Genomic DNA, 21406 nt, shown 5'->3' on the forward strand with positions numbered 1-21406 from the left:
AAAACCTTACAATCCGTCGACATCTCCCCCGCGATGGCGCTAGAGGACCGCGTCTTTGCCGGGCGCGTCGTCCGGCGGCGAGGGAATTGCGTAGAGGATGATCCGCCGGGAACAGGTCCGGATGCCGGGGGCGGCGCGGCTCGCAGCGCTGTCGCTCGCGTTCGCGCTGTGCGGGTGCAGCGCGCTCGAGCACGGTTTCCTCAATGCGGCGGGGCCGGTCGCGGCGGATGAGCGGCATCTGTTCATCATCGTGTCGATCGTACTGCTGTTCGTCGCGGGGCCGGTGCTGCTGCTGACGCCGTTGTTCGCGTGGCATTACCGGCTCGGCAATGCGGCGGACTCGTACAAGCCCAAATGGAATTTCTCGTGGTGGGTCGAGGGGTTGATCTGGATCCCGCCGACCGGGATCGTGATCGGTCTCGCGGTCCTGCTGTGGACCTGGACTCACGTCGACGATCCCTATCGCAAGCTCGCCGGCGGCCCGCCGATCGAGGTCGAGGCGGTCGCGCTCGACTGGAAGTGGGTGTTTATCTATCCCGACGAAGGCGTGGCGACGGTCAACCAGCTCGCGATCCCGGTCGGTCGTCCGGTCCATATCCGGCTGACCAGCGGGACCGTGATGCAGTCGCTGCTGATCCCGCAGCTTGCCGGGCAGATCTACGCGATGGCGGGGATGACGACCGAGCTCAACGTCGCCGCATCGCGGCCCGGTCAGTATCTTGGACAGAACACGCAATATAACGGTGCCGGTTTCGCGCGGCAGAAGTTCACGGTGCTGGCGCTGCGCGGCAACGGGTATCAGGCTTGGCTCGGGCGGATGCACGCCGCGCCGCAGATCCTCGACCAGACCGTCTGGCACGCCCTGTCGCAGCGCGCGGCCGCGCCCCGGCCGCTGTTCTTCGGGGCGGTCCAGCCGGGCATGTTCCAGCGCGTTCTGGCGCAAACCAGCGGAATGCCGATGAAGCCGAAGGACGCACGATGAACACCCCCGTCTGGCCGCTCCTGCTCGGGCGGTTCGCCTGGCGCGACCTGCCGTTCGTCCGCGCGTTCGAGAACCCGAGCGCGAGCGAACTGGTCGGCGCCTTTGCCGGCGGGCTTGTCGTCGTCGGCGCGATCGTGGTTGCGCTGCTGCTGACGCGCTATGGCAAGTGGCGGTATCTGTGGTCGGAATGGCTCACCAGCCTCGATCACAAGAAAATCGGGATCATGTACATCGCGCTCGCCTTCGTCATGCTGTCGCGGGCGCTGGTCGAGGCGGTGCTGATGCGCGGGCAGCAGGCGGTCGCGATCAACAATCCGGGCTTCCTCACGCCCGACCATTTCGGCGAACTGTTCAGCACGCACGGGTCGATCATGATCTTCTTCATGGCGATGCCGTTCCTGACCGGCCTCATAAACTTCGTCATGCCGCTCCAGATCGGCGCGCGCGACATGGCGTTTCCCTGGGCCAATTCGGTTGCCTTGTGGCTGACCGGCGGGGGGGCGGGGCTGATGATGGCGTCGCTCGTCGTCGGGCAGTTCTCGACCGGGGGGTGGACGGGCTATCCGCCTTATACCGAGACTGCGTTCAGCCCCGATGTCGGGCCGGACTACTGGATCTGGGCAGTGTCGCTCGGGTCGATCGGGTCAACCATGGCGGGGATCAACATCGCGTGCACGCTCTACAAGAAGCGCGCGCCGGGGATGGAGTGGATGCGGCTCCCTCTCTTCTGCTGGACCAGCCTGTGCACCGCGATCCTGATGATCTTCGCAATGCCGCCGCTGACGGTGGCGACAGCGCTGCTCGCGCTCGACCGCTATCTCGGGTTCCATCTGTTCACCAACGATCTCGGTGGGAACATGATGAACTACGCCAACCTCTTCTGGCTGTTCGGACATCCCGAGGTCTACATCCTGATCCTCCCCGCGTTCGGGGTCTATTCCGAGGTCGTGTCGACCTTCTCGACCAAGGACCTGTACGGCTACACCTCGCTGGTGCTGGCGACGATGGCGATCGCGGTCCTCAGCTTCACCGTCTGGGTCCACCACTTCTTCACGATGGGACAGAGCGCCAATCTCAACGCGGTGTTCGGGATCGCGACGATGACGATCGGGGTGCCGACGGGGGTCAAGATCTACGACTGGATCTGGACGATGTTCCGCGGCGAGGTCCGCTTCACCGTGCCGATGCTCTATGCGCTCGCGTTCATGATGACCTTCGTGCTCGGCGGGTTCACCGGCATCCTGCTGGCGATGCCGCCGCTCGACTATCTGGTGCACAATACGCTGTTCCTCGTCGCGCATTTCCACAACATGCTGATCCCGGGGCTGCTCTACGGGATGCTCGCGGGCTATCATTACTGGTTCCCCAAGGCGTTCGGCTTCCGGCTCGACGAACGCTGGGGGCGGATCGCGTTCGGCTGCTGGCTGCTGGGTTTCTACCTCGCCTTCATGCCGCTCTACGTCCTCGGCGCGAGCGGGATGGCGCGGCGGACGCACGAGATCTTCGATCCCGCGTTCCGGCCGTGGCTGTATGTCGCGATGGCGGGCGCGGGCGTGCTGTTCTGCGCGCTCGGGTCGCTCGCGGTGCAGCTCGTCGTCAGCATCCGCGACCGCGAGCTCACGCGCGTCTATGCAGGCGACCCGTGGGACGGGCGCTCGCTCGAATGGTCGATCGCGGCACCGCCGCCGGAGTATAATTTCGCGCGACTGCCGCAGGTCGGCCAGCAGGACGAGTTCTACAACCGCAAGCACGACGAGGGGCTCGATCCCCCATATGCCGAACCCTATGGGTATGAGGACATCGTCATTCCCCGCAACAGCGCGACCGGGGTCGCGATCGGGGTATTCGCGGCAGTCTCAGCGTTCGGGCTGATCTGGCATATCTGGTGGCTTGCGGTGCTGGCAGCGATGGTCACGGTCGCGGCGCTGGTCGTCCGCAGTTTCGGGCGGAACCAGCATCGCGTACTGCATGCGGTGGAAGTCGCCCGCGAGGACCGCCGCTGGCGCGCTGCGCTCGCAGAGGCGCGAGCCGTGCCGCGCCAGCGCGAGATGACGCGCGACAATCAGGGGCTGGCAGACCGATGAGCGAGCGTACGATGCCGGCCGCCGACCGCCCGGACGCGGAGGAGGACGAAGAAGACACCGCTTTGTTCGGCTTCTGGATGTTCCTGATGAGCGACGCGGTGATTTTCGCGTTGCTGTTCGCGACCTACGGCACGATGACCGCCGCCACCGCCGGCGGACCGACCGCGGGGAGCGCGTTCAAGCTGCTCCCGACCTTCGTCGAGACGCTGCTGCTGCTGACCAGCAGCGCGACCTTCGGACGCGCGTCGGTCGCGATGAAATATGGCGAGCCGCGCCGCGTGCTGTTCGGCTGGCTGGTCGCGACGCTCGGACTCGGTCTGGTGTTCCTCGCGCTCGAGCTGAAGGACTTTGCGGAGATGTTCGCGCATCACGCCTGGCCGATGCGGAGCGGGTTCCTCTCGGCGTTCTTCGCGCTGGTGCCGCTGCACGGGCTCCACGTCGCGATCGGCTGCTTCTGGCTGGTGGTGATGATCCTGCAACTCGGGTTCATCGGGCTTGATCAGCGGGTGAAGCTCAACCTGATGCGGCTGGGGCTGTTCTGGCATTTCCTCGACGTGGTGTGGATCGCGATCTTCTCGATCGTCTATCTGGGGGGACGGATCGCATGACCGACAAACAGGCGAGCGAACGGCGGACCGAGCTGCGCAACTATGCGGTCGGCTACGCGCTTGCGCTCGTGCTCACCTGCGCGGCGTTCGGAATGGTGGTGTGGCCGTCGTTCGGGGCTGCGACGACGTTCGGCGTTGTGCTCGCGCTCGCGCTCGTCCAGGCGATCGTCCACTTCCGCTGCTTCCTGCACATCACGATGCAGCGCGCGTCGCGGCACGATCTCCAGTTGATCCTGTTCTCCACGCTGATCATCGTGATGATGGTCGGCGGGACGTTCGTCGTGCTGCTCAACCTGCGCGGGCGGATGATGTAGCCGCGCGCGTCGCCCGAACGAACGAAGCGACAGGGGCCGACACGGTCAAGGGAGCGTCCGTATCGACCCCTGTCGTAACGCCGGTGCCTAGAGGGGGGCTGGCACCGACGATCCTTTAGCACCCGTGCGACGCCGGCGACGGTCATCCCGCCGCCGCCGGCGCTTCACCTTAGCGAAACAGCGAGGTGATGCTCTGCGGTGCCTGGTTGGCGATCGACAGCGCCTGCACGCCAAGCTGCTGCTTGACCTGCAACGCCTGCAGGTTCGCCGATTCCTTCGACAGATCCGCATCGACGAGGTTACCGATGCCGCTGGTGATCACGTCCGACAGGCTGTTCACGAAGCTCGACTGACCGTCGATCTTGCGCGATGCCGAACCCAGCGTGCTGAGGCTCGAGTTGATCGTCGTCGAGACGTCCTTCAGCGTGTCGACCATCGTCTTGGCCGTTGCGGCGTCCGTGAACGTGGAACCGATTGCCGTGACGACACCCGTGTCGAAGTCCTGGTTCGCGACATCGAGCGTTGCTGCGCTGGTATCGGTGGACTGCAGCGCGCTGACGCTGCCACCGCTGCCCTTCAGCAGGTTGGTGCCGTTGAAGCTGGACGAGTCGATGATCGACTGGATCTGCTGCTTCAGCGCGTCGAAGTCCTTACCCATCGCATCGCGGCTGTTGGTGTCGAGACCCGCGTCCGATGCCGACGTGGCCTTTGCGGCCATCTGGTTGACCAGATCGGAAATCTGCTGCGTCCCCGCAACCGCCACGTCGACCGTGCTCTTGGCGCGGCTCAGCGACGACCCGACCGATGCGAGCTTGCCGACATCGCCGCGCAGCGTCTGCGCGATGGTGTAGGAAGCCGAATCGTCCTTGGTCGAGGAGACCTTGAGGCCAGTGCTGATCCGCTTCTGGGTCGAGGCGAGCTCGGTGCTCGTCATGCTCAGATTCTGCAGCGCGGTGAGAGCGGCGGTGTTGGTATTGACCGACATAACCATGATGTACATTCCTTCTCAAACAACGGCTGCTTCTGCAGCCGGGGCCAGAGCGCTGGCCCGCGCGATGCTCCGCGATTGGCGGGGCATGCTGCATTTGTAGAAACGCGCCTCGCGGGGCGGTTTCGGGCGCCGAACTTTTTCACGGTTAAGGCATCGCAAACGTCGCATGCGGCAAAATTTGCCGGGTGCCGACCGGCTGGCGCTTGCGCGATCTACGATGGCCACAGGTGCAAGGGAGAGACACGGTGGCGCTCAAGATCTGGTTGCGGGACGGGGAGAAGGTCGTCGTCAACGGCGCGGTGCTGGTCGCGCTCGGGCGGACCCGGCTGGCGATCGAGAATCACGCGGCGGTGCTGCGCGAAAGCGAGATCATGGGGCCGGACGAGGCCAATACCCCGGCCCGGCGGCTCTATTTCGCGGCAATGATGGCCTATGTCGAGGAGAGCGCGCGCGAACGCTATCAGGATCAGGTCGTCCTGCTGCTTCATGCGCTGCTCGGCGCGATCGAAGCGGACGAGGCCAAGGCGCTGTGCGTCGCTTTTGCGCGGCATATCGCAGCGGGGGATTTCTACCGGGCGCTCGGGATTTGCCGCGAGCTGATCGCTTACGAGGCAGTCGCGCTGGCGCGGGATCCGGCGGCAGTGGCGGAGCGGGTGGAGGCGACGCACTGAATAAAGCGCCCGTCGGCGACCGGATACCCGGCGCGCGCGCTACGATGGGATCTGACCCAGAAGGGTCGTGATCCGGAGTGACATGCGATGGCCGCGGATATCTCCAATGGCCTGGCCGGCCTGAGCCTCCTGGCGGGGACGAACGCGTTTGCCCTTTACGGTCCGACCGCGACGACCGCGCCCGCGAGCGAAACCAACGCGCAGCGCCTCGCGCACGCGCAGTTCAGGACGCCGGCCACCACCGCCCCCTGGACGCAAGCGCGCGTGCCGTCGCCCTCGGTCGCCGCAGTCCAGGCGATGGCATCCGTCATCGACATGCACGCCGCAACCGGGGCGCTGCCGCACGATGTGCAGACCGATTTCACCACCTACAAGGCGCTCGACCGGCTCCGCGTGCTTGCGCAGGCTGCGGCAAATAGCGGCGCGAGCGACGCGCAGCGCACGCTCTATCAGGACTGTTTCGGGCGCGGCCTCAAGGATCTGCAGGCGTATCTGGGATCGACAGCCGGCGCCCAGTTGCAACTTGCCTTCGACCAGCCGCGCACCCGGGCGGAAAGCGTTGCGATCGGTGGGCCGCCAGTGCTCCCCGCGATCGTCGGGAAGGGCGTCGTCGCCGACCGCGCCGCTGCGCTGCCCGGTGTCGCGGGGACCGAGCGGCTCCGCATCACGCTGGCGCAGCGGGATCATCAGGACGTCGTCGAGGTCGACCTGTCGCAAGCGCCGCAACCGCCGACGCTAGACGGCATCGCCACCGCGATCACCAGTGCGATCGCCGCCATTCCGGCGCGCGACGCGGATGGTGCGGTGAAACTCGACGCATCGGGCAATCCGGTTCCGCAGTGGGACGTCAAGGTTCACGCGTCCAAGACCGGGGACGCCTGGGGCCTGACGATCGACCGAACCGGGAACGAGCGGATCACGATCGATCAGCCGGGCGCGCCTACGACACTTGTCGTTGCGGCAGACATGACCGGAGCCAGCGCGGCGACCAAGGTCCAGATGCTGCGCTTCGACGCGCCGGATGGCGCGATCGCGCAGCGGCTCGACGGCACGATCGCGGCGGTCGACCGGGGGGCAAGCGCGACCGCTGCCTTGCGTCCGACCCCGGTCGTCAAACCCGTGCCGGGGAAACCGCGCCCGGTAGCACCACCACCGCCGGTGATTGCCGCAGCGACCACCGCCAGCGCGGTCGTGGTCGATCCGCAGGGCGCGACCTATGTCCTCGGGACGACGCGCGGGGATCTCGGCAGCGTGCTGTCGAACGGCACCGACATGCTGTTCGTCACCAAGCGCGACAGCGGCGGGACCGTCTTGTGGCAACGCGGGCTGGGCACCGCGGGCGCGTCGCAGGGCGCCGCGCTTGCGCTCGCGCCGGATGGCGGGATCGTCGTGGCGGGGACGGTGGCGGATCCCGCGGGGGGGAGCGCGATGACGGTCGCGCGCTTTGCCTCCAACGGCGATCAACAGATGTCCCAGCAGCTGCGCGCCGGGTCGTTCGACAGCGCGCGCGCGGTCGCGGTGGCCGCGGACGGGACGATCTTCCTCGGCGGTCGCACGTCGCGCGATGGCGGCGACGGGTATCTCGCGCGGCTCCATCCGAACGGCACGCTCGCGCAGTACCGGACGCTCGACAGCGGCGGCGACGATTCGGTCACCGCGCTCGCGGTCGATCCAGCGGGCCAGCTCGTTGCCCTCAGCCAGCAGGGCGAGGCCAGCGTGGTGCAGCAGTTCGACGGCCCATCGCTCGAACCGCAGGGCGGGACCGTCCGGCTTGGCACGACGCAGGGCAGCGCCTTGGCGATCGGTGCGGACGGGCTGATCGCGGTCGGCGGAGCGACCCTGGGCGTGCTCGGCGGCGATCAGGTCAACGTGCCCGTTGGCGGGCGCGACGGCTTCGTCGCGCGGATCAGTGCCGATTTGGGCAGCGTCTCCACGACGTATCTCGCCACCACGGGGGACGACCGGGTCGATAGCCTCGGGTTCCTCGGCGACACGTTGTACGTCGGCGGGCGGACCAGCGGTACGTTGGGCACGACGCAACGCGGGCCGGTCGATGGCTTCATCGGACGGATCGATACCGCGACGGGGACGGTCTCGGCCGTCGAACAGTTCGGCGCGGTCGGGACTCACGTCGGTGCGGTCCGCGTCGCGGCTGCGCCGAACGGGGATACGGTGCTGGACGCGCTCGGGCTCAGCCGCGGGCTGGTCACGCCGGACGTCTCCGCGAACCTCGTTACGCAGACGAGCGTCAAGGTTGGCGACAGCGTCTCGATCCGCATCAATCGCGGCGCGGCGATCAAGCTGACGATCGGGCCGAACGACACCGTCGCGTCGCTCGCCAGTCGGCTGAGCCTGCTCACCGGGGGCAAGGCGACCGTCGCGAGTACGATCAAGGGCGATGGCCGCGCGTTCCAGATCACCGCGCGGGGCGGCGCGACGATCGAGCTGATCGCGGGGCCACCCGGGCAGGACGCGCTCGCCAAGCTCGGGATCGACGCGCAGATCCTGTCGCAGGCGCCGGTCCGCCCGGCCGGCGCACCCAAGGTGTCGCCCGGCGGTCGGTTCGGGCTCGGGCTGTCGACCAGCCTGTCGCTTGCGACCGCGCAGGATGCCGGGATTGCCCTCAATGCGGTAACTCAGGCGATGTCCGTCACGCAGACCGGCTATCGATCGCTTTATTGGGATTCGACCAAGGCGGCGCTTGCGAACGGCGGCACGAGTGCGGGGGCGACAAGCAAGGCGGCAGTGGCGCGCGCGTCGGCGCAGGCGGCGAGTTACCAGGCGGCGCTCGACCGGATCGGGAGCGTGTCGCTTACGACCACGACGCAGAAACCGGACCTGACGCTGACGGTGTTCGGCCAGAGGTACTGAACCGAACGGCGCACGGGCTGCGCTCGTCGGATGCGGACCGATCGATCGCACCCGCTTTGGTTGCAGTATCCGTTGCCGCGTCGGCGGCCCGCGCCGCCTGCAAGTGCCGGAGAAACCGCGTTTCGGTCGCAGGCGCACCCCGTGTTTGCCGACCCCGCCGGGTCGATTTTGCCGCTGCGGGCAATCGCCGGTCCGCGACAAGATCGCTTATGGTTGCGTCGTTCGTGGCATTGCCACCGCGTCCGCCGCATTGATTGCCCCGGGAAACGGGATGGCCCGCGCGACCGTCGACAGACGACGGGACAGGCGCGCCGGGTCGGTTCGATCGGGGGATGATCCATGGAGCGCGAAGCGGATTCTGTCGTCGACATGCCGAAGTTGAGCGAGGACGGCGCGGTGTACCGGAACGACCGGGGGGTCATCGCCGAGAATTATTACGACCTGCAGGGCCTTGCCGTCCTCGATGGAATCCGGGCGCAACATCCGCTTCCGACGGCGTCCAGCGCCAGCCTCGCGCGGAGCCTGTTCCAGTCGGTGGAGATCGCGCTGCTGCCGTCATCCTGCTCGATTCGATGCTTCAGCCTGTTCCCATCGGGGTGGCTGGCGATCTGTACGCAGGGGGGCTGGCGATCGCGCGGGGATACGAGAAGCGTCCCGCGCTCACCGCCGAGCGGTTCCTGCCTGATGCTTGGTCAGACGCGCCGGGCGCGCGGCTGTATCGGACGGGGGATCGCGCGCGGGTGCGGCCGGACGGCACGATCGAATACCTCGGTCGCAACGACGATCAGATCAAGATCCGCGGGTTTCGCGTCGAGCTGGGGGAGATCGAGGCCGCGCTGTCGGAACACCCCGATGTTGCGGAGGCGGTCGTGCAACCGCGCGGGAGCGGCAGCGAACTTCACCTAGTTGGATATGTCCGTCCCCGCGCGGGCGCTGCCGTCGACACGAACGGCCTGCGCGCGTTTCTGGCGCGAAACTTGCCCGGCCATATGATCCCAACGCAGTTCGTCTGCCTCGACACGTTCCCGCTCGGTGCGACCGGCAAGGTCGACCGCCGACGGCTCCCCGATCCCGGCGCTGTGCGTCCCGACCTGGACCGCGCGTTCCGAGCCCCGGCAAACGAGATCGAAGCGGTGTTGCAGGGGATTTGGGGGCAGGTGCTTAAGCTCCCCGACATTGGGGTCGAGGACGATTTCTTCGAACTCGGCGGTCATTCGCTGACCGCGATGCAGGTCATCACGCGAGTCCGCGAGGCGTTCGACCTCGACGTTCCGGTGCGCGCGCTGTTCGAGCACCCGACCATTGCGCAAATGGCGGTGGCGGTGGTCGAGCAACAGCTCGCCGCGCTGTCCGACGAGGAGGCAGACGCCTTGTTACACGCGTTCGACGCGCTGGAGGACGCAGACCCGGACGGAGCGGCGCCGCCTTCTGCCGTTCTTCCCCTATCGCAGAAAGGCACTATCCGATGACCGAGGAAGCGGACACGCCCTATCAGGTGGTCGCAAACGATGAGGAACAATTCTCCATCTGGCCGGTGGATCGTGCCGTGCCGGCGGGATGGCACACGGTCGGCAAGGAGGGGAGCAAGGCGGACTGCCTTGCCCATATCGAAACGGTGTGGACCGACATGCGCCCGCTCAGCCTGCGCCGGGCGCAAGGCTGAGCGCGCTTCGAGACGTGGCAGGCGTTGAAACATTCTCGCTTGCAGGGAGGGCGGTCCGACTGTCCGGCAGCTTGCATGTCGTCCGGCTGTGGCGGATCGAACTGGACCGCCCGCCGGAGGATATCGCGCGCCTGTCCGAGGTGCTGAATCCCCTCGAGCGGGCGCGGGCGGCAAGCTTCCGCTATGACTGCGACCGGAATCGCTTCGTCGTCGGTCGCGCCGTCCTGCGCCTGCTGCTGGCGGCGGACGGCAACGAAGACCCGGAAGCCCTTCGATTGCAGACGAATGCCTATGGCAAACCGGAACTCGCAGCGAGTCGCCGGCACTTCAATTTCTCGCGGAGCGGGGGTTCCGCGCTGCTCGCGATTGGCGGGGCACCGCTTGGGATCGATCTCGAGCGGGTGCGCCCGGTCGCGGAGAAGGAGCGGATCGCGGAGCAGGTCTTTGGCCATCACGAGCGCGACTGGATGCTAGCGGTGACGGAGCCGGAACGGACCGCGCGCTTCTTCCAGCTATGGACTCGCAAGGAAGCGCTGGTGAAGGCGGCGGGGCGCGGGCTGTCTGAGGATCTGCGGCGGTTCGACACCCTGGGCGACGAACGCACACTGGTCGAGATAGCGGCGTGGGGGGACCCGTGGCAGATAAGCGATCTGTGCTACTCAAGGGGGCATTTCGCGGCGCTCGCGATCCATCTGGGGGAGGCCCCCGGCCATTCGAGCGAGCGATGCGATTGAAATAGCTTCGTTCGTTGCACGCCGTTGGTGGCGTCTTCGGCGGCGGGGTGCGCCGGATCGACCGAAGACCCCAAATAGGCGATGCAGAGCATGCCGATGCCGTGTTAGGGGCATTGGCTATGACCATGAAGCGCCTCACAGAATCTGCCCATTCCCGGATCGCACGGACGATCGCGCGCTATGCCGCGGTGGGCGTCTGCCTCGTCCCCGTTTCGCTCCACGCGCAGAATGCGCCGCCCGTGTCGATCCTCCCGCCACCCATCGTCGCGCCGGCGCCCGCCACGGTGCAGGCAATCCCGCCCGAAATCGTATTGCCGACGCTGAGTGCCGCGCAGGCAAAGCAACTCGGCGACCTGATCCGCCGCGATTCGGTTGCGCAGGGGCTGAGCGACGAAGCGATCACCGTCCCGCATGACAATGACGGGCTGATCCGCGCTGCGCTCGACCACGCGCGCGCAGTGCATTCGGGGCGGCTGGCCGAGGCCGACTTCCAGCGCGACTGGGCGATGCGCCCGGTCGCCTACGATCCGCTGCCCGCCTTGCGCGACGCGCTCGATCGCGACCGGTTGAGTGCCTGGATCGCGTCGTTGCCGCCACCTTATGCCGGTTACGATACACTCGTCGCCGGTCTCGCGCGGTATCGGGCGATTGCGACCGACGGCGGCTGGGCTCAGGTCGCGGGCGGGCCGGAGCTCAGGTTCGGGGCCACGGGCGCGCGCGTGACCGCGCTGCGCAAGCGGCTTGCGCTCGAGGATCCCGCAGCCAAGGGAAGCGGCGAGAAGTTCGACACCACGCTGGTCGAGGCGCTCCGGCGCGCGCAGCGGCGCTATGGCCTCAACCCGAACGGGACCGCTGGCGCGCAGACGATCGCCGCGCTCAACGTGCCCGTCGACGCGCGGATCGCACAGATCAAGGCGAACATGGAGCGGTGGCGCTGGCTGCCGCCGGTGCTCGAGCAGAACCGGGTCCAGGTGAATATCGCGGCGGCGGTGCTGACGCTGTTCAACGGCGACTCGCCGATCATGTCGATGAAGGCTGTCACCGGTCGCCCGGGCGACGAAACCCCGATGCTGGTCTCGCAGATCCACAGCATCGTCCTCAACCCGCCGTGGAACGTTCCTTCGACGATCGCGACCAAGGAATTGTGGCCGAAGGAGCGCGCAAACCCGGGGTATTTCGCGCGGAACGGCTTCCGCGTGATCGACAATGGTGATGGCACCAAGCGGCTTCAGCAGGCATCCGAACGCAGTGCGCTCGGTCGCTACAAGTTCGATTTCGCCAATCCCTTCGCGGTCTATCTGCACGATACGCCGGCGCAGGCCGGGTTCGCGCGGTTCGACCGGCTCGCCAGCCACGGTTGCGTCCGGCTCGAAAAGCCGGGCGATCTCGCCAAGCAGTTGATGAGCACGACGCCCGAATGGTCGGCGCATGCGATCGACGACACGGTTGCGGCGGGCAAGACGGTTCGCGCGAAACTCGCCGCGCCCGTCGCGGTCTATCTGCTGTACTGGACCGCGTTCGCGAACCAGAGCGGGCAGGTCAGTTTCCGCGACGATCCGTACAAATGGGATGGTACGCTCGCCAGCAAGATCACGGCGCGGTCGGCGCGCCAGACCCAGACGCTCGCGGCCCGTTGAGGAGACCCTAGGATGACCCGCAAGACGACCTTCGCTCTCACCGCCGCATTGCTGGCTTTGGGGCTCGGTGCCTGCTCGCGCTCGGAAGAGCCCGCGCCGATGGAGAATATGAGCGAGGATTCGCCGATGGCGAACGAGGATCTCGCCCCGCCGATGGCCGAACCCGCCCCGCCGGTGGCCGAGCCGACCGAAACCGCCAACGCGACGGTCGCGGACGATACGCCGCCCGCCGCCGCACCCGCGCCTGACGAGCAGATGATGGACGATGCGTCCGCTTCTGGCATGACGGCGCGTGCCACGCGTAACGATACCGGGGATACGGCGGAACCGGTCGAGGCGAAGTAACGGCTGTTCCTCGGTCGACTTTGGCAGGCCATTTGCCGGATGGCAGTGTCGGGCGTCTTTGGCACTGTTTCCCCGGCTAAGGCCAGGGACTAGTTGGAATGGCCGAGGTAACGAGACGCAGTCGCCTGCAACCCGTGGCCTCGCTACTTACCCCCCGCCTTCGCCGGGGAAGCGATTGCAGGAGTCCAACCTCACCTCAGAAATCCCGCAGCGCTTCCGCCGGCCGCGCCCGCAAGGCGGGCAGGCTCCCCAGCGTCCCCGCGCCCAAAGTCGTCACGCTCGCAACCGCAAGCGTCATCGCAACGCTGTCCCAGCGGGGTGCCCAGCCGATCGCCAGCACCTGCGTCACGACATACCAGCCAGCCCCCGCGCCGATCGTCAGCGCGACCAGCGCGAGGATCACGGACAGGATCGCATACTCGATCGCCTGCACCCCGAGCACCTGGCGACGGCTTCCGCCGAGCAGCTTGAGCACAACCGCATCATAGCGCCGCGCGCGGCCCGATGCCGCCACCGCGCCGATCAGCACCGCGATCCCCGCCGCGACCGTCACCGCTGCCGCAGCACGGATCGCGATTGCGACCTGACTTAGGATCGCGCCCAATTGCCCGATCACGTCGCCGACCCGGATCAGCGTGACCGAGGGAAGCGCCATACCGACCTGCCGCGCGATCGCGCCGTCGCTGGCTGGGGGCGCGTAGACGCTGGCGAGCAGCCCGTGCGGCGCTTCCTCGATATAGCCGGGCGAGAAGACGATGGCGAAGTTGAGCCCGAGCCCGCCCCAGTCGATCTTGCGCAGTGCCGCGATCCGCGCCGGCACGTCGACGCCGAGGACCGACACGGTGATGCTGTCGCCGACCTTGAGGCCAAGCGCCGCCGCCGCCTTGTCCTCGAGCGATACGAGCGGCGGGCCGCGATAGTCCGCCGGCCACCATCTGCCCGCAACCACTTCGTTCCGCGGGGGGAGCGCGGCCGACCAGGTCAGCGTCCGGTCCCCGCGCAGGATCCAGGCACCCTCGGGCAGGGTCTTCAGCGACGCGACCGGTACGCCCCGCAATGCGCTGATCGATCCGCGCAGCGACGGCAGCGATTCGATCGTCGCGGCCGGGGCCGCACTTCGCACGGCGCGCGCGAAGGCAGGCGCATCTTCGGGCTGGAGGTCGATCGCGAAAAAGCGCGGGGCCTTGGCGGGCGCGGCATTGCGCAATTCGGCGGACAGGCTCGCATCGACAACCGCCAGCGCGACGAACAGCGAAAAGCCGAGTCCGAGCGCGACCACGAGCCGGTCGGTCTGCGCGCCCGGTCGGTGCAGGTTCGCCACCGCCAGCCGCAGCAACGGATTGCGCGCGCGCGGTAGCCGGGCCGCGATCCAGCGGATGCCGAGACCAACCCCCCACAACACGACGATCAGCGCGCTGACCGACGCGACGAAACCCAGCGCGAGCAGCCGGTTCGACGCCGTCAGCACCGCCAGCGCGACCAGCGCGGCGACCAGCAGCGCCATCAGCAGAATCACCCCCACCGAAGGCAGCCGCCGCGTCGCCAGCGCATCGCGCAGCAGGGTGGCGGCGGGCACGACGCGCGCGCGCGCAAGTGCGGGCACCGCGAACAGCAACGCCACGAGCAACGCGAGCAACGCAGCCGTCGCCAGCGGTACCGGGTAAAGCGCGAGCCGTGGTGGCACCGGCAATGCCGCGCCCACGGAAGCGGTCACGATCCATGGCACGGCGGCCCCGACCAGCAGCCCGCCCGTAATCCCGACCGCCGCTACGATCCCGAGTTGCGCAAGGAACATCGCAACGATCGTCCGCGAACGCGCGCCCAGGACCTTGAGTGTCGCGATGATCCGCGTCTTCCCCGCCAGATACGCCGCGACGCCGTTCCCCACGCCAACGCCGGCAATCGCCAGCGCGGCGAGCCCGACGAGCAGCAGGAACTGCCCGAACTGATCAATCCCGCGCCGTAACCCAGCCGCCGCCCGCTCGCTGGTCCGCCCGGACCAGCCCGCGCCGGGAAAGCGCGCCAGCAGACGATCTCGGATCGATGCGGCCTCCGCCGGGCGCGCCAGCGCGATGCGGTAATGGCTTTCGTACAGGCTTCCCGGCTGGAGCAGTGCGGTTGCGTCGAGCCCCGCCAGATCGACCAACGCGGGCGGCCCGAGCGCAAAGCCCGCGCCGAGCCGGTCCGGCTCCGCCGCGATGATCCCGATCAGTCGCAGGCGCGTCGATCCGAGCCGCACGTCTTGTCCCAGCCGCAGGCCGAGCCGATCCGCCAGCGCCGAGGCAATCGCGACTTCGCGGCCATGCGGTCGGTTCGAAAGCGCCCCCGGTGCCAATCGGAACGCACCGACCAGCGGCCAGGCGGCATCGGTGCCGCGCAGATCGACCAGCGCCGAAGCCCCGCCGGCATCTGCCATCGCGCGTAGCGAGACGACTTCGGACACGCGGCCGGCCTCCGCAAACGCCGCCAGTTCCGCAACCGTCGCGCGTCGCTGCGATACGGTCAGCTCGAGATCGCCGCCGAGGTTCTGCCGGGCATTGGCATCGAGTGCTGCGACCATGCTCGCGGCAAGGCTTCCGATCCCGGCGAGCGCGGCGGTGCCCAGGAACAGGCAGATCGCCAACAGCAGCAAGCCGCGGCCACCGCGCCGCAGATCCCGCCACGCGAGACGCCAAGCGATGCTCAAGCCGCGCGCCGGTCGCTGAGGATCCGGCCATCCGCCAAGTCGATCACGCGCGCGCACCGCCTGGCCAGCGAGGCATCGTGCGTGATGACGAACAGCGTCGTCCCGCTCGCGGCATGGCGTTCGAACAGCAGGTCCATGATCGCGGCGCCGGTCGTCGTGTCGAGATTGCCGGTAGGTTCGTCCGCGAAGATCAGCGCGGGACGCGTGACCAGCGCGCGCGCGATCGCCACGCGTTGCTGCTCGCCGCCCGAAAGCTGCGCGGGGTAATGGCCGGTGCGATGCCCGAGCCCGACCGCCGCCAGTTCGGTTGCGGCACGATCGAACGCGTCGCGCGCGCCACCAAGTTCGAGCGGTACCGCGACATTCTCGAGCGCGGTCATCGTCGGGAGCAAGTGGAAGGCCTGCAGCACGATCCCGATCCGCCCGCGCCGCGCGACCGCCAGCGCATCCTCGTCGAGCGTCGAGAATTCGAGCCCTGCGACCACGACGCTGCCATCGGTCGGGCGTTCGAGCCCGGCGAGGATCGCCATCAGCGAGGATTTGCCCGACCCGGACGGCCCGAGCAGCGCGACGCTTTCGCCTGCGACGACGCTGAGGTCGATCCCGCGCAGGATCTCGACGCGCGATTCACCGCGCCCCAGTGATAGCCGCACGTTGCGCGCGGAGATCAGGACGCTATCAGAGGGGGATGCAGTGGCCATACCTCAAGCGATATGGATGGCGGCGGGGAATTGTCCAACTCGCAATGCTCATGGCGGTCGTATTCCCGACGATGGCGGAGGCCAGCCCCGGCGCGCCCGTGATCTGGGCGTTCGGCGACAGCCTGAGTGCGGGCTATGGCCTCCCGCCCGCGGCGGGCTTTCCCGCGCGTCTGCAGGACGCGCTGCGAAAGGCCGGGGTCGCCGCGACGGTCCGCAACGGCGGGGTGGCGGGGGACACCGCCGCGCAGGCACGCGCCCGGCTGCGCTGGGGGTTGCGCGGGCTCGGGACGCCGCTCGATCTGGTGATCGTCGAACTCGGTGCGAACGACATGCTGCGCGGGCTTCCGGTCGCGCAGGCGCGCGCCAATCTCGATGCGATCCTGACCGAATTGCACAACCGGCGGATTCCCGTACTGCTCGCGGGCATGCGCGCCGCGCCCAACCTCGGTCCCGACTATGTCCGCGCGTTCGACGGCCTGTATCCGGCGCTCGCCGCGAAACATGCGGTGCCACGCTATCCGTTCTTCCTCGACGGTGTCGCGGCCAACCCCGGACTGCTCCAGGCGGACGGGCTGCATCCCAACGCACCTGGCGTGGATATTATCGTTCGCCGCATGCTGCCGACTGTTCAACGCGCACTCGGGAGTAAATGACGGTGGAACTCGACGACCAGTTTCGCCGCTACTTTGGCACGAGCGATCTTGCCGGGGTCACCCCCGCGGCAATGACCGCGGGGATCGAGCATATGCGAGTCGACTTCGGGTTGGAACAGGATCGCGACCGGCGCTTCGGTTTGTGGACGCTGTTGTTCATGCTGGGGGCCGCGCCCGATCTCGACATTGCCTTTTCCGCCGAGGCCGACCGGGCAGCGGCGCGCAATTTCATGGAAATGACCGAGCGCTTCGAGGGCGACTGAAACCGGGCATCGCTTGCTCAATGCTGCAGGTTGGCGAGGATCGCGCTGGTCGACCGGCCTGGCAGCAACGGGACGATGAACACCTCGCCCCCGGTCTCGCGCATCAGATCGGCACCGACGATCGCGTCGGCGGCATAGTCCCCGCCCTTGACCAGGACGTCCGGGCGGATCGCGTCGATCAGCGCGGCGGGCGTATCGTCCTCGAACGCGACGACGTGATCGACCGCGGTCAACGCACTGAGCACATCGGCGCGGTCGGGGAGCGGGTTGACCGGGCGTTGCGCCCCCTTCAGCCGCCGGACCGAAGCGTCAGAATTCAGGCCGACGATCAGCACGTCGCCGCGTCGTCGCGCGAGTTCGAGAAGCCGGACATGCCCGGCGTGCAACACGTCGAAGCACCCGTTGGTAAAGACGATCCGCGCGCCGCCACGACGCGCGCGCTCCACGACGGTGGCGAGGCGGGAAAGGGGAACAAGCTTAGGGGCCGCATCGTGCCGCTGGTCCAGTCGTTCCGCAAGGTCCTCGCGGGTGACGACGTAGGTACCGGGACGCGACACCGCGATGCTTGCCGCGATATTCGCCTGATCGATCGCCTCCGCCATCGCGAGACCGCCCGCGATGCCGACGACGAGCGCGGCGATGATGGTGTCCCCCGCGCCGGTAACGTCGAACACTTCCACCGCCTCGGTCGGGTGATCGATGACCGCGCCACCGCGCGACACCATCAGGATCCCTTTCGCGCCCCGGGTAACGACGAGATATTCGAGGTTCCACGTCCGCAACGCCGCGCTCGCGCGGTCAGCGATGTGCTCTTCGGGGCAAGCGCCAAACAGCGCGTGGAATTCGCGCGCATTGGGCTTGAGCAGAAACGCCCCTTCATAGCGCGTCGGGTCCGCCGACTTGGGATCGATGAAGGTCGGCACGCCACGCCGCTGCGCGAGCGCGAGCAGCCTCGGCAGATCAGCGAGGGTCCCCTTGTCGTAATCCGAGAAAATCACTGCACGACAGCCGTCGAGCCGCGCTTCGAACCGACGCGCCAATTCGGTCCGCGCGGCATCGCTGACGCCGCCGTCATGGTCAATCCGGGCGATTTGCTGGACGCCCGAAATCAGCCGGGTCTTCTGAGTCGTGCGCTGCCCGAGGTCGATCACCCGGTCGAGCGTCACGCCGTGTCGTGCCATCAGCCGCACCAGATCCTCGCCGCCGCTGTCGCCACCGCATACCGTCAGCAGGCAGCAGCCGCCGCCGAGCGCCTGGACGTTCGCGGCGACGTTGGCCGCGCCGCCCGCGCGCACGTCCTCACGGCTCGCCTGGACGATCGGGACCGGCGCTTCCGGCGAAATCCGGCTCGTCTCGCCGATGATGTAGCGATCGATCATCGCATCGCCGACGACGAGGATGTCGGGGCGGGGAGGGGCTTCACTGTCGACCGTCATGCGTATCTCCTCTCGCGACGTTCAGCGCCAGCCTTCGATCCCCAGCAGCTCGGGGCGGATGGCAAGGCCTGGCCAGCGCTTTCCCCAGTCGGCGCCATGATCCTGGCCCGGTACGACGAGGATCGAGACCGGCGTCCCGGGCGGTAGCCGCGCGACGAAGCTTCGCGTGACCCGTTCGCCGACCACGCGATCCTCCGACCCGACGAAATGAACCTGGCGAACCTGCGCAAGACGCGATGCCCCATCGGCTGGATCGAGCGAGCGTGACAAGGGAGTCAGTCCGCGATCGTGTACCCAGGCGGCGAGATCGAGATTGGCCGCGACCGTTACCAGCGCAACGACGTCGTCTCGCCGCTCCGCCAGCAATGCCGCGAGCGCGCCACCGCCCGAATAACCGATCAGGATCAGCCCCGTCGCACCATCGGTCGCTGCCTTCATCCGATCGAGCGCGGCGCTGGTGCCGGCGACCACTTCGGGGGCAAAGCGCGCGACGCTCCAGTAGTCGCTGCGACAGATACGGCTGCGGGAGACATATTGGCAGGGCCGCGCGAGCCACGCGACCGCGCCGCGCCCCGGATGCTGCAACGCCATTCGAAGCGCGAGCGGATCGGTCGGGGTCGGGTCCATCGCGCGCTGGCCCGGGGTCGCATAGGCGAGGCCATCGCCCTCGAGGTAGACGGTCAGCACCTTGGTTCGGTGGTCGCCGGCACTGTACGCCGACGCCAGATCGAACCGTCCGGCGGGGATGACCGCCCAGTGCCACCCGGATGCCTGCGCCAGCGCAATCGCGGAACTTTGTGCCAATGCGACGTTTGGACCAACTGCACCGATGAACAGTACTAGTATAAGTACTGTATAGATGACACGGACCAAACGCATATCTCGTCGGCCTCACCGAATGAGAAGCAAAGGGCGATAACGCAGTCGGTACAATAGCAGTAGTGGAGCGTAGTCGACAAGGCGGAGATCGGGAGTATTTGGCATATGGTGGCCACGGTGCCTCCGGTTGCGCGAAAGCGAACAGAAACGACCAGGGCTGCGTTGTTCGACCGGGATGGGGTCCTGATCGCCGATACCGGCTATCTGTCTCAACCGGGCGATATTCGCTGGATCGAAGGGGCGCAGCGGGCGCTGTTTCGGCTGGCGGCGCTGGACTATCGCCGGTTCGTCGTGACCAACCAATCCGGCGTCGCGAAGGCTATTTCGCGGAAGCCGCGATCGCGCGGGTCCACGATGCGATGCAGGCCGCATTGCCGGCGCCGGTGAAAATCGACGCATTCGCCTATTGCCCGCACCACCCGGACGGCATCGTCGAACGCTACGCGCTCCTTTGCGAATGCCGGAAGCCTGCGCCCGGGATGCTGGAGCGGTTGATCGCCGACCATCATATCGACCGGAGCGCAAGTTTCCTGGTGGGCGACCGCGCGAGCGATCTGGAAGCGGCCGAGCGTGCCGGCATCCGGGCATTCCTATTCGGCGGTGGTGACCTCGACCGCTTCGTCGCAGACATATTGGAGGCCCTGTGACGGCGGGCGAACCCGCCTTCTGGATCGATTGGCTGACCCGGTTCGCTCTCCCGTTGTGGAGCGAAGCCGGTCATGATGCCGCCGACGGCAGCTTCGTCGAGCGGCTTGGCCTGGACGGGGCCCCGCAGCTGGCGGTGCCGCGTCGGGTGATGGTTCAGGCGCGGCAGATCCACGTCTATGCGACTGCGGCGCTTGACGGGTGGTTTCCCGCGGGGGCGGATCTGGCGATGCGCGCCGGGGATGCGATGATCGCCCATTATTGTCAGGCCGACGGTTCGAGGGGTTGGGCGTTCGCGTGCGGGCGCGGCGGTGGCGTGGTGGACGAACGGCGGGATCTCTACGCCCATGCGTTCGTCCTGCTCGCACTGGCGAGCCTGATCCGGCTCGAAGGGCAGCCGCGACATGTCGCGCTGGCTCACCGGACCCTGTCGTTCCTTGATCGGGAAATGGCGGATCCGGCCGGAGGCTATGTCGAGCAGTGGCCAACGGCGGTGCTCCCCCGCCGGCAGAACCCGCACATGCATCTGCTGGAGGCATTGCTGGCGTTGCACGCCACGGGCCGCTGCGGCGATCAGACGGACCGGATGGCGGCGCTCGTCGACCTGTTCGACCGACGGTTTTTCGGTCACGAGGACGACGTTCTGTCGGAACAGTATGACGCGCACTGGAACGCGATTGGCGGCGAGCGGACGCTCGAACCCGGACACCATTTCGAATGGATCTGGCTGCTGACCCGTTATGCGACCGCGACCGGCGGCTCGGTCGAGCCGCGCATTCGCCGGCTGTTGCGTCATGGTCTTCGCGGGATCGACCGTCAGGGCAGGGCCATGGAAGTCATCGGCCGTGATGGTCCGGTCACGACCAGTTGTCGGTTATGGGCGACGATGGAGGCGGCAAAGGCGCTCGCCCCGCCGCTCGGCGAAATGCGGCAGTCGTCCGCCGCGCTGGAGGCTGCGTGGCGGGCGTTCTGCGCACCGGCCTGTCCGGGCGGATGGATCGATCGGGTCGATGTGCAAGGTAACGCCCTGGTCGAATGGATGCCGGCCAGTTCGCTCTACCATATTTGTACCACGGTCGACTGTCTGCGTCCGACAAGAAACCCGTTTTGTTCGCAAGAAGTTACCGAAACCGCTTAGGTATTATTACAAGAATACCGCTTTCTAAACGGATCCTATACCAAAGTATGATACGGAAAGGCGATCTATCCTTTCTGAATGTAGCGCGGCCTCGGACAGTACCTC

The 21406-nt window shown here is 67.5% G+C and carries 21 protein-coding genes; 16 read left to right on the plus strand and 5 right to left on the minus strand.

All coding sequences use genetic code 11. The features are described 5' to 3' along the window. The first annotated feature begins 97 nt into the window (after positions 1–97). The 4 genes from RI03_RS07565 to RI03_RS07580 are packed head-to-tail and all read left to right on the plus strand — an operon-like array spanning position 98 to position 3988. A complete protein-coding gene (locus RI03_RS07565) occupies positions 98–982 on the plus strand; it encodes a cytochrome o ubiquinol oxidase (RefSeq protein WP_010216335.1) in 885 nt (294 codons plus the stop codon). Next, the gene (locus RI03_RS07570) at positions 979–3066 is read left to right on the plus strand and encodes a cbb3-type cytochrome c oxidase subunit I (protein WP_010216336.1); all 2088 of its coding nucleotides are present in this window, start codon (positions 979–981) and stop codon (positions 3064–3066) included. Before RI03_RS07565 ends, RI03_RS07570 begins: the two co-directional genes overlap by 4 nt. Next, entirely contained in the window at positions 3063–3674 is a 612-nt protein-coding gene (locus RI03_RS07575; RefSeq protein ID WP_010216337.1) for a cytochrome c oxidase subunit 3, read from the plus strand. The genes RI03_RS07570 and RI03_RS07575 overlap by 4 nt, the downstream gene beginning before the upstream one ends. Further along, complete coding sequence (locus RI03_RS07580) at positions 3671–3988, plus strand: cytochrome o ubiquinol oxidase subunit IV (protein WP_010163241.1); 318 nt, start codon at positions 3671–3673, stop codon at positions 3986–3988. The genes RI03_RS07575 and RI03_RS07580 overlap by 4 nt, the downstream gene beginning before the upstream one ends. Before the next feature lie 169 nt (positions 3989–4157). Here the strand turns inward: RI03_RS07580 and RI03_RS07585 are convergent, their stop codons facing one another. Further along, positions 4158–4979 carry a flagellin gene (locus RI03_RS07585; RefSeq protein WP_026046539.1) on the minus strand — a complete coding sequence of 274 codons (822 nt, stop codon included), beginning with the start codon at positions 4977–4979 and terminating at the stop codon, positions 4158–4160. A gap of 245 nt (positions 4980–5224) precedes the next feature. Between RI03_RS07585 and RI03_RS07590 the strand changes: the two genes are divergently transcribed. The 7 genes from RI03_RS07590 (at position 5225) to RI03_RS07620 (ending at position 12900) form a co-directional block, all read left to right on the plus strand. Then, positions 5225–5650: a flagellar biosynthesis repressor FlbT gene (locus tag RI03_RS07590; RefSeq protein WP_010163245.1), complete on the plus strand. Its 426-nt coding sequence runs from the start codon at positions 5225–5227 to the stop codon at positions 5648–5650. A gap of 87 nt (positions 5651–5737) precedes the next feature. Further along, positions 5738–8521, plus strand: coding sequence for a hypothetical protein (locus tag RI03_RS07595; protein WP_010216339.1), 2784 nt, complete (start codon positions 5738–5740; stop codon positions 8519–8521). 572 nt (positions 8522–9093) lie between these two features. Beyond that, positions 9094–9990 (plus strand): phosphopantetheine-binding protein, encoded by an 897-nt coding sequence (locus RI03_RS07600; protein ID WP_170318356.1) that lies wholly within the window; start codon positions 9094–9096, stop codon positions 9988–9990. After that, positions 9987–10184 carry an MbtH family protein gene (locus tag RI03_RS07605; RefSeq protein ID WP_010216346.1) on the plus strand — a complete coding sequence of 66 codons (198 nt, stop codon included), beginning with the start codon at positions 9987–9989 and terminating at the stop codon, positions 10182–10184. Before RI03_RS07600 ends, RI03_RS07605 begins: the two co-directional genes overlap by 4 nt. A 14-nt stretch (positions 10185–10198) precedes the next feature. Then, positions 10199–10918 (plus strand): 4'-phosphopantetheinyl transferase family protein, encoded by a 720-nt coding sequence (locus RI03_RS07610; RefSeq protein ID WP_238542309.1) that lies wholly within the window; start codon positions 10199–10201, stop codon positions 10916–10918. A gap of 125 nt (positions 10919–11043) precedes the next feature. Next, positions 11044–12555, plus strand: a complete 1512-nt coding sequence (locus RI03_RS07615) for a L,D-transpeptidase family protein (protein WP_010216351.1) — start codon at positions 11044–11046, stop codon at positions 12553–12555. A gap of 12 nt (positions 12556–12567) precedes the next feature. Beyond that, positions 12568–12900 (plus strand): hypothetical protein, encoded by a 333-nt coding sequence (locus tag RI03_RS07620; RefSeq protein ID WP_010163257.1) that lies wholly within the window; start codon positions 12568–12570, stop codon positions 12898–12900. Positions 12901–13096: 196 nt separating this feature from the next. Here RI03_RS07620 and RI03_RS07625 read toward each other — a convergent pair whose 3' ends face one another. Then, positions 13097–15586 (minus strand): ABC transporter permease, encoded by a 2490-nt coding sequence (locus RI03_RS07625; protein WP_010216353.1) that lies wholly within the window; start codon positions 15584–15586, stop codon positions 13097–13099. Continuing rightward, positions 15583–16287: an ABC transporter ATP-binding protein gene (locus tag RI03_RS07630; protein ID WP_010216355.1), complete on the minus strand. Its 705-nt coding sequence runs from the start codon at positions 16285–16287 to the stop codon at positions 15583–15585. The genes RI03_RS07625 and RI03_RS07630 overlap by 4 nt, the downstream gene beginning before the upstream one ends. A 44-nt stretch (positions 16288–16331) precedes the next feature. Between RI03_RS07630 and RI03_RS07635 the strand changes: the two genes are divergently transcribed. After that, positions 16332–16940 (plus strand): arylesterase, encoded by a 609-nt coding sequence (locus RI03_RS07635; RefSeq protein WP_010216357.1) that lies wholly within the window; start codon positions 16332–16334, stop codon positions 16938–16940. Further along, positions 16937–17203: a hypothetical protein gene (locus RI03_RS07640; RefSeq protein WP_010216359.1), complete on the plus strand. Its 267-nt coding sequence runs from the start codon at positions 16937–16939 to the stop codon at positions 17201–17203. Before RI03_RS07635 ends, RI03_RS07640 begins: the two co-directional genes overlap by 4 nt. Before the next feature lie 17 nt (positions 17204–17220). Here RI03_RS07640 and rfaE2 read toward each other — a convergent pair whose 3' ends face one another. After that, positions 17221–18639 (minus strand): D-glycero-beta-D-manno-heptose 1-phosphate adenylyltransferase, encoded by a 1419-nt coding sequence (gene rfaE2, locus RI03_RS07645; RefSeq protein WP_010216362.1) that lies wholly within the window; start codon positions 18637–18639, stop codon positions 17221–17223. A gap of 21 nt (positions 18640–18660) precedes the next feature. Continuing rightward, positions 18661–19518 carry a hypothetical protein gene (locus RI03_RS07650; protein ID WP_238542310.1) on the minus strand — a complete coding sequence of 286 codons (858 nt, stop codon included), beginning with the start codon at positions 19516–19518 and terminating at the stop codon, positions 18661–18663. 162 nt (positions 19519–19680) lie between these two features. Here RI03_RS07650 and RI03_RS24570 point away from each other — a divergent pair, with 162 nt between their 5' ends. Genes RI03_RS24570 through RI03_RS07660 form a run of 3 tightly spaced genes read left to right on the plus strand, consistent with a single transcriptional unit; the run spans position 19681 to position 21301 of the window. Next, a complete protein-coding gene (locus RI03_RS24570; protein WP_010216366.1) occupies positions 19681–19905 on the plus strand; it encodes a hypothetical protein in 225 nt (74 codons plus the stop codon). Then, on the plus strand, positions 19878–20165 hold the full coding sequence (locus tag RI03_RS24575) for an HAD-IIIA family hydrolase (RefSeq protein ID WP_010216367.1): 288 nt from the start codon (positions 19878–19880) through the stop codon (positions 20163–20165). Before RI03_RS24570 ends, RI03_RS24575 begins: the two co-directional genes overlap by 28 nt. Then, positions 20162–21301, plus strand: coding sequence for an AGE family epimerase/isomerase (locus RI03_RS07660; RefSeq protein WP_010216368.1), 1140 nt, complete (start codon positions 20162–20164; stop codon positions 21299–21301). Before RI03_RS24575 ends, RI03_RS07660 begins: the two co-directional genes overlap by 4 nt. The last annotated feature ends 105 nt before the right edge of the window (positions 21302–21406 follow it).

The sequence above is a fragment of the Sphingomonas sp. PAMC 26621 genome, assembly GCF_000251145.1.
Lineage (GTDB): Bacteria > Pseudomonadota > Alphaproteobacteria > Sphingomonadales > Sphingomonadaceae > Sphingomonas.

Excerpts from the sequence above, each read along its gene's own strand:
- RI03_RS07575 (WP_010216337.1), top strand. The coding sequence starts at position 3,063 with ATGAGCGAGCGTACGATGCCGGCCGCCGACCGCCCGGACGCGGAGGAG.
- RI03_RS07585 (WP_026046539.1), bottom strand. The coding sequence starts at position 4,979 with ATGGTTATGTCGGTCAATACCAACACCGCCGCTCTCACCGCGCTGCAG.
- RI03_RS07650 (WP_238542310.1), bottom strand. The coding sequence starts at position 19,518 with ATGCGTTTGGTCCGTGTCATCTATACAGTACTTATACTAGTACTGTTC.
- RI03_RS07620 (WP_010163257.1), top strand. The coding sequence starts at position 12,568 with ATGACCCGCAAGACGACCTTCGCTCTCACCGCCGCATTGCTGGCTTTG.
- RI03_RS07570 (WP_010216336.1), top strand. The coding sequence starts at position 979 with ATGAACACCCCCGTCTGGCCGCTCCTGCTCGGGCGGTTCGCCTGGCGC.
- rfaE2 (WP_010216362.1), bottom strand. The coding sequence starts at position 18,639 with ATGACGGTCGACAGTGAAGCCCCTCCCCGCCCCGACATCCTCGTCGTC.
- RI03_RS24575 (WP_010216367.1), top strand. The coding sequence starts at position 19,878 with ATGCAGGCCGCATTGCCGGCGCCGGTGAAAATCGACGCATTCGCCTAT.
- RI03_RS07595 (WP_010216339.1), top strand. The coding sequence starts at position 5,738 with ATGGCCGCGGATATCTCCAATGGCCTGGCCGGCCTGAGCCTCCTGGCG.
- RI03_RS07615 (WP_010216351.1), top strand. The coding sequence starts at position 11,044 with ATGAAGCGCCTCACAGAATCTGCCCATTCCCGGATCGCACGGACGATC.
- RI03_RS07605 (WP_010216346.1), top strand. The coding sequence starts at position 9,987 with ATGACCGAGGAAGCGGACACGCCCTATCAGGTGGTCGCAAACGATGAG.
- RI03_RS07580 (WP_010163241.1), top strand. The coding sequence starts at position 3,671 with ATGACCGACAAACAGGCGAGCGAACGGCGGACCGAGCTGCGCAACTAT.
- RI03_RS07630 (WP_010216355.1), bottom strand. The coding sequence starts at position 16,287 with ATGGCCACTGCATCCCCCTCTGATAGCGTCCTGATCTCCGCGCGCAAC.
- RI03_RS07640 (WP_010216359.1), top strand. The coding sequence starts at position 16,937 with ATGACGGTGGAACTCGACGACCAGTTTCGCCGCTACTTTGGCACGAGC.
- RI03_RS07635 (WP_010216357.1), top strand. The coding sequence starts at position 16,332 with ATGCTCATGGCGGTCGTATTCCCGACGATGGCGGAGGCCAGCCCCGGC.
- RI03_RS07565 (WP_010216335.1), top strand. The coding sequence starts at position 98 with ATGATCCGCCGGGAACAGGTCCGGATGCCGGGGGCGGCGCGGCTCGCA.
- RI03_RS07600 (WP_170318356.1), top strand. The coding sequence starts at position 9,094 with ATGCTTCAGCCTGTTCCCATCGGGGTGGCTGGCGATCTGTACGCAGGG.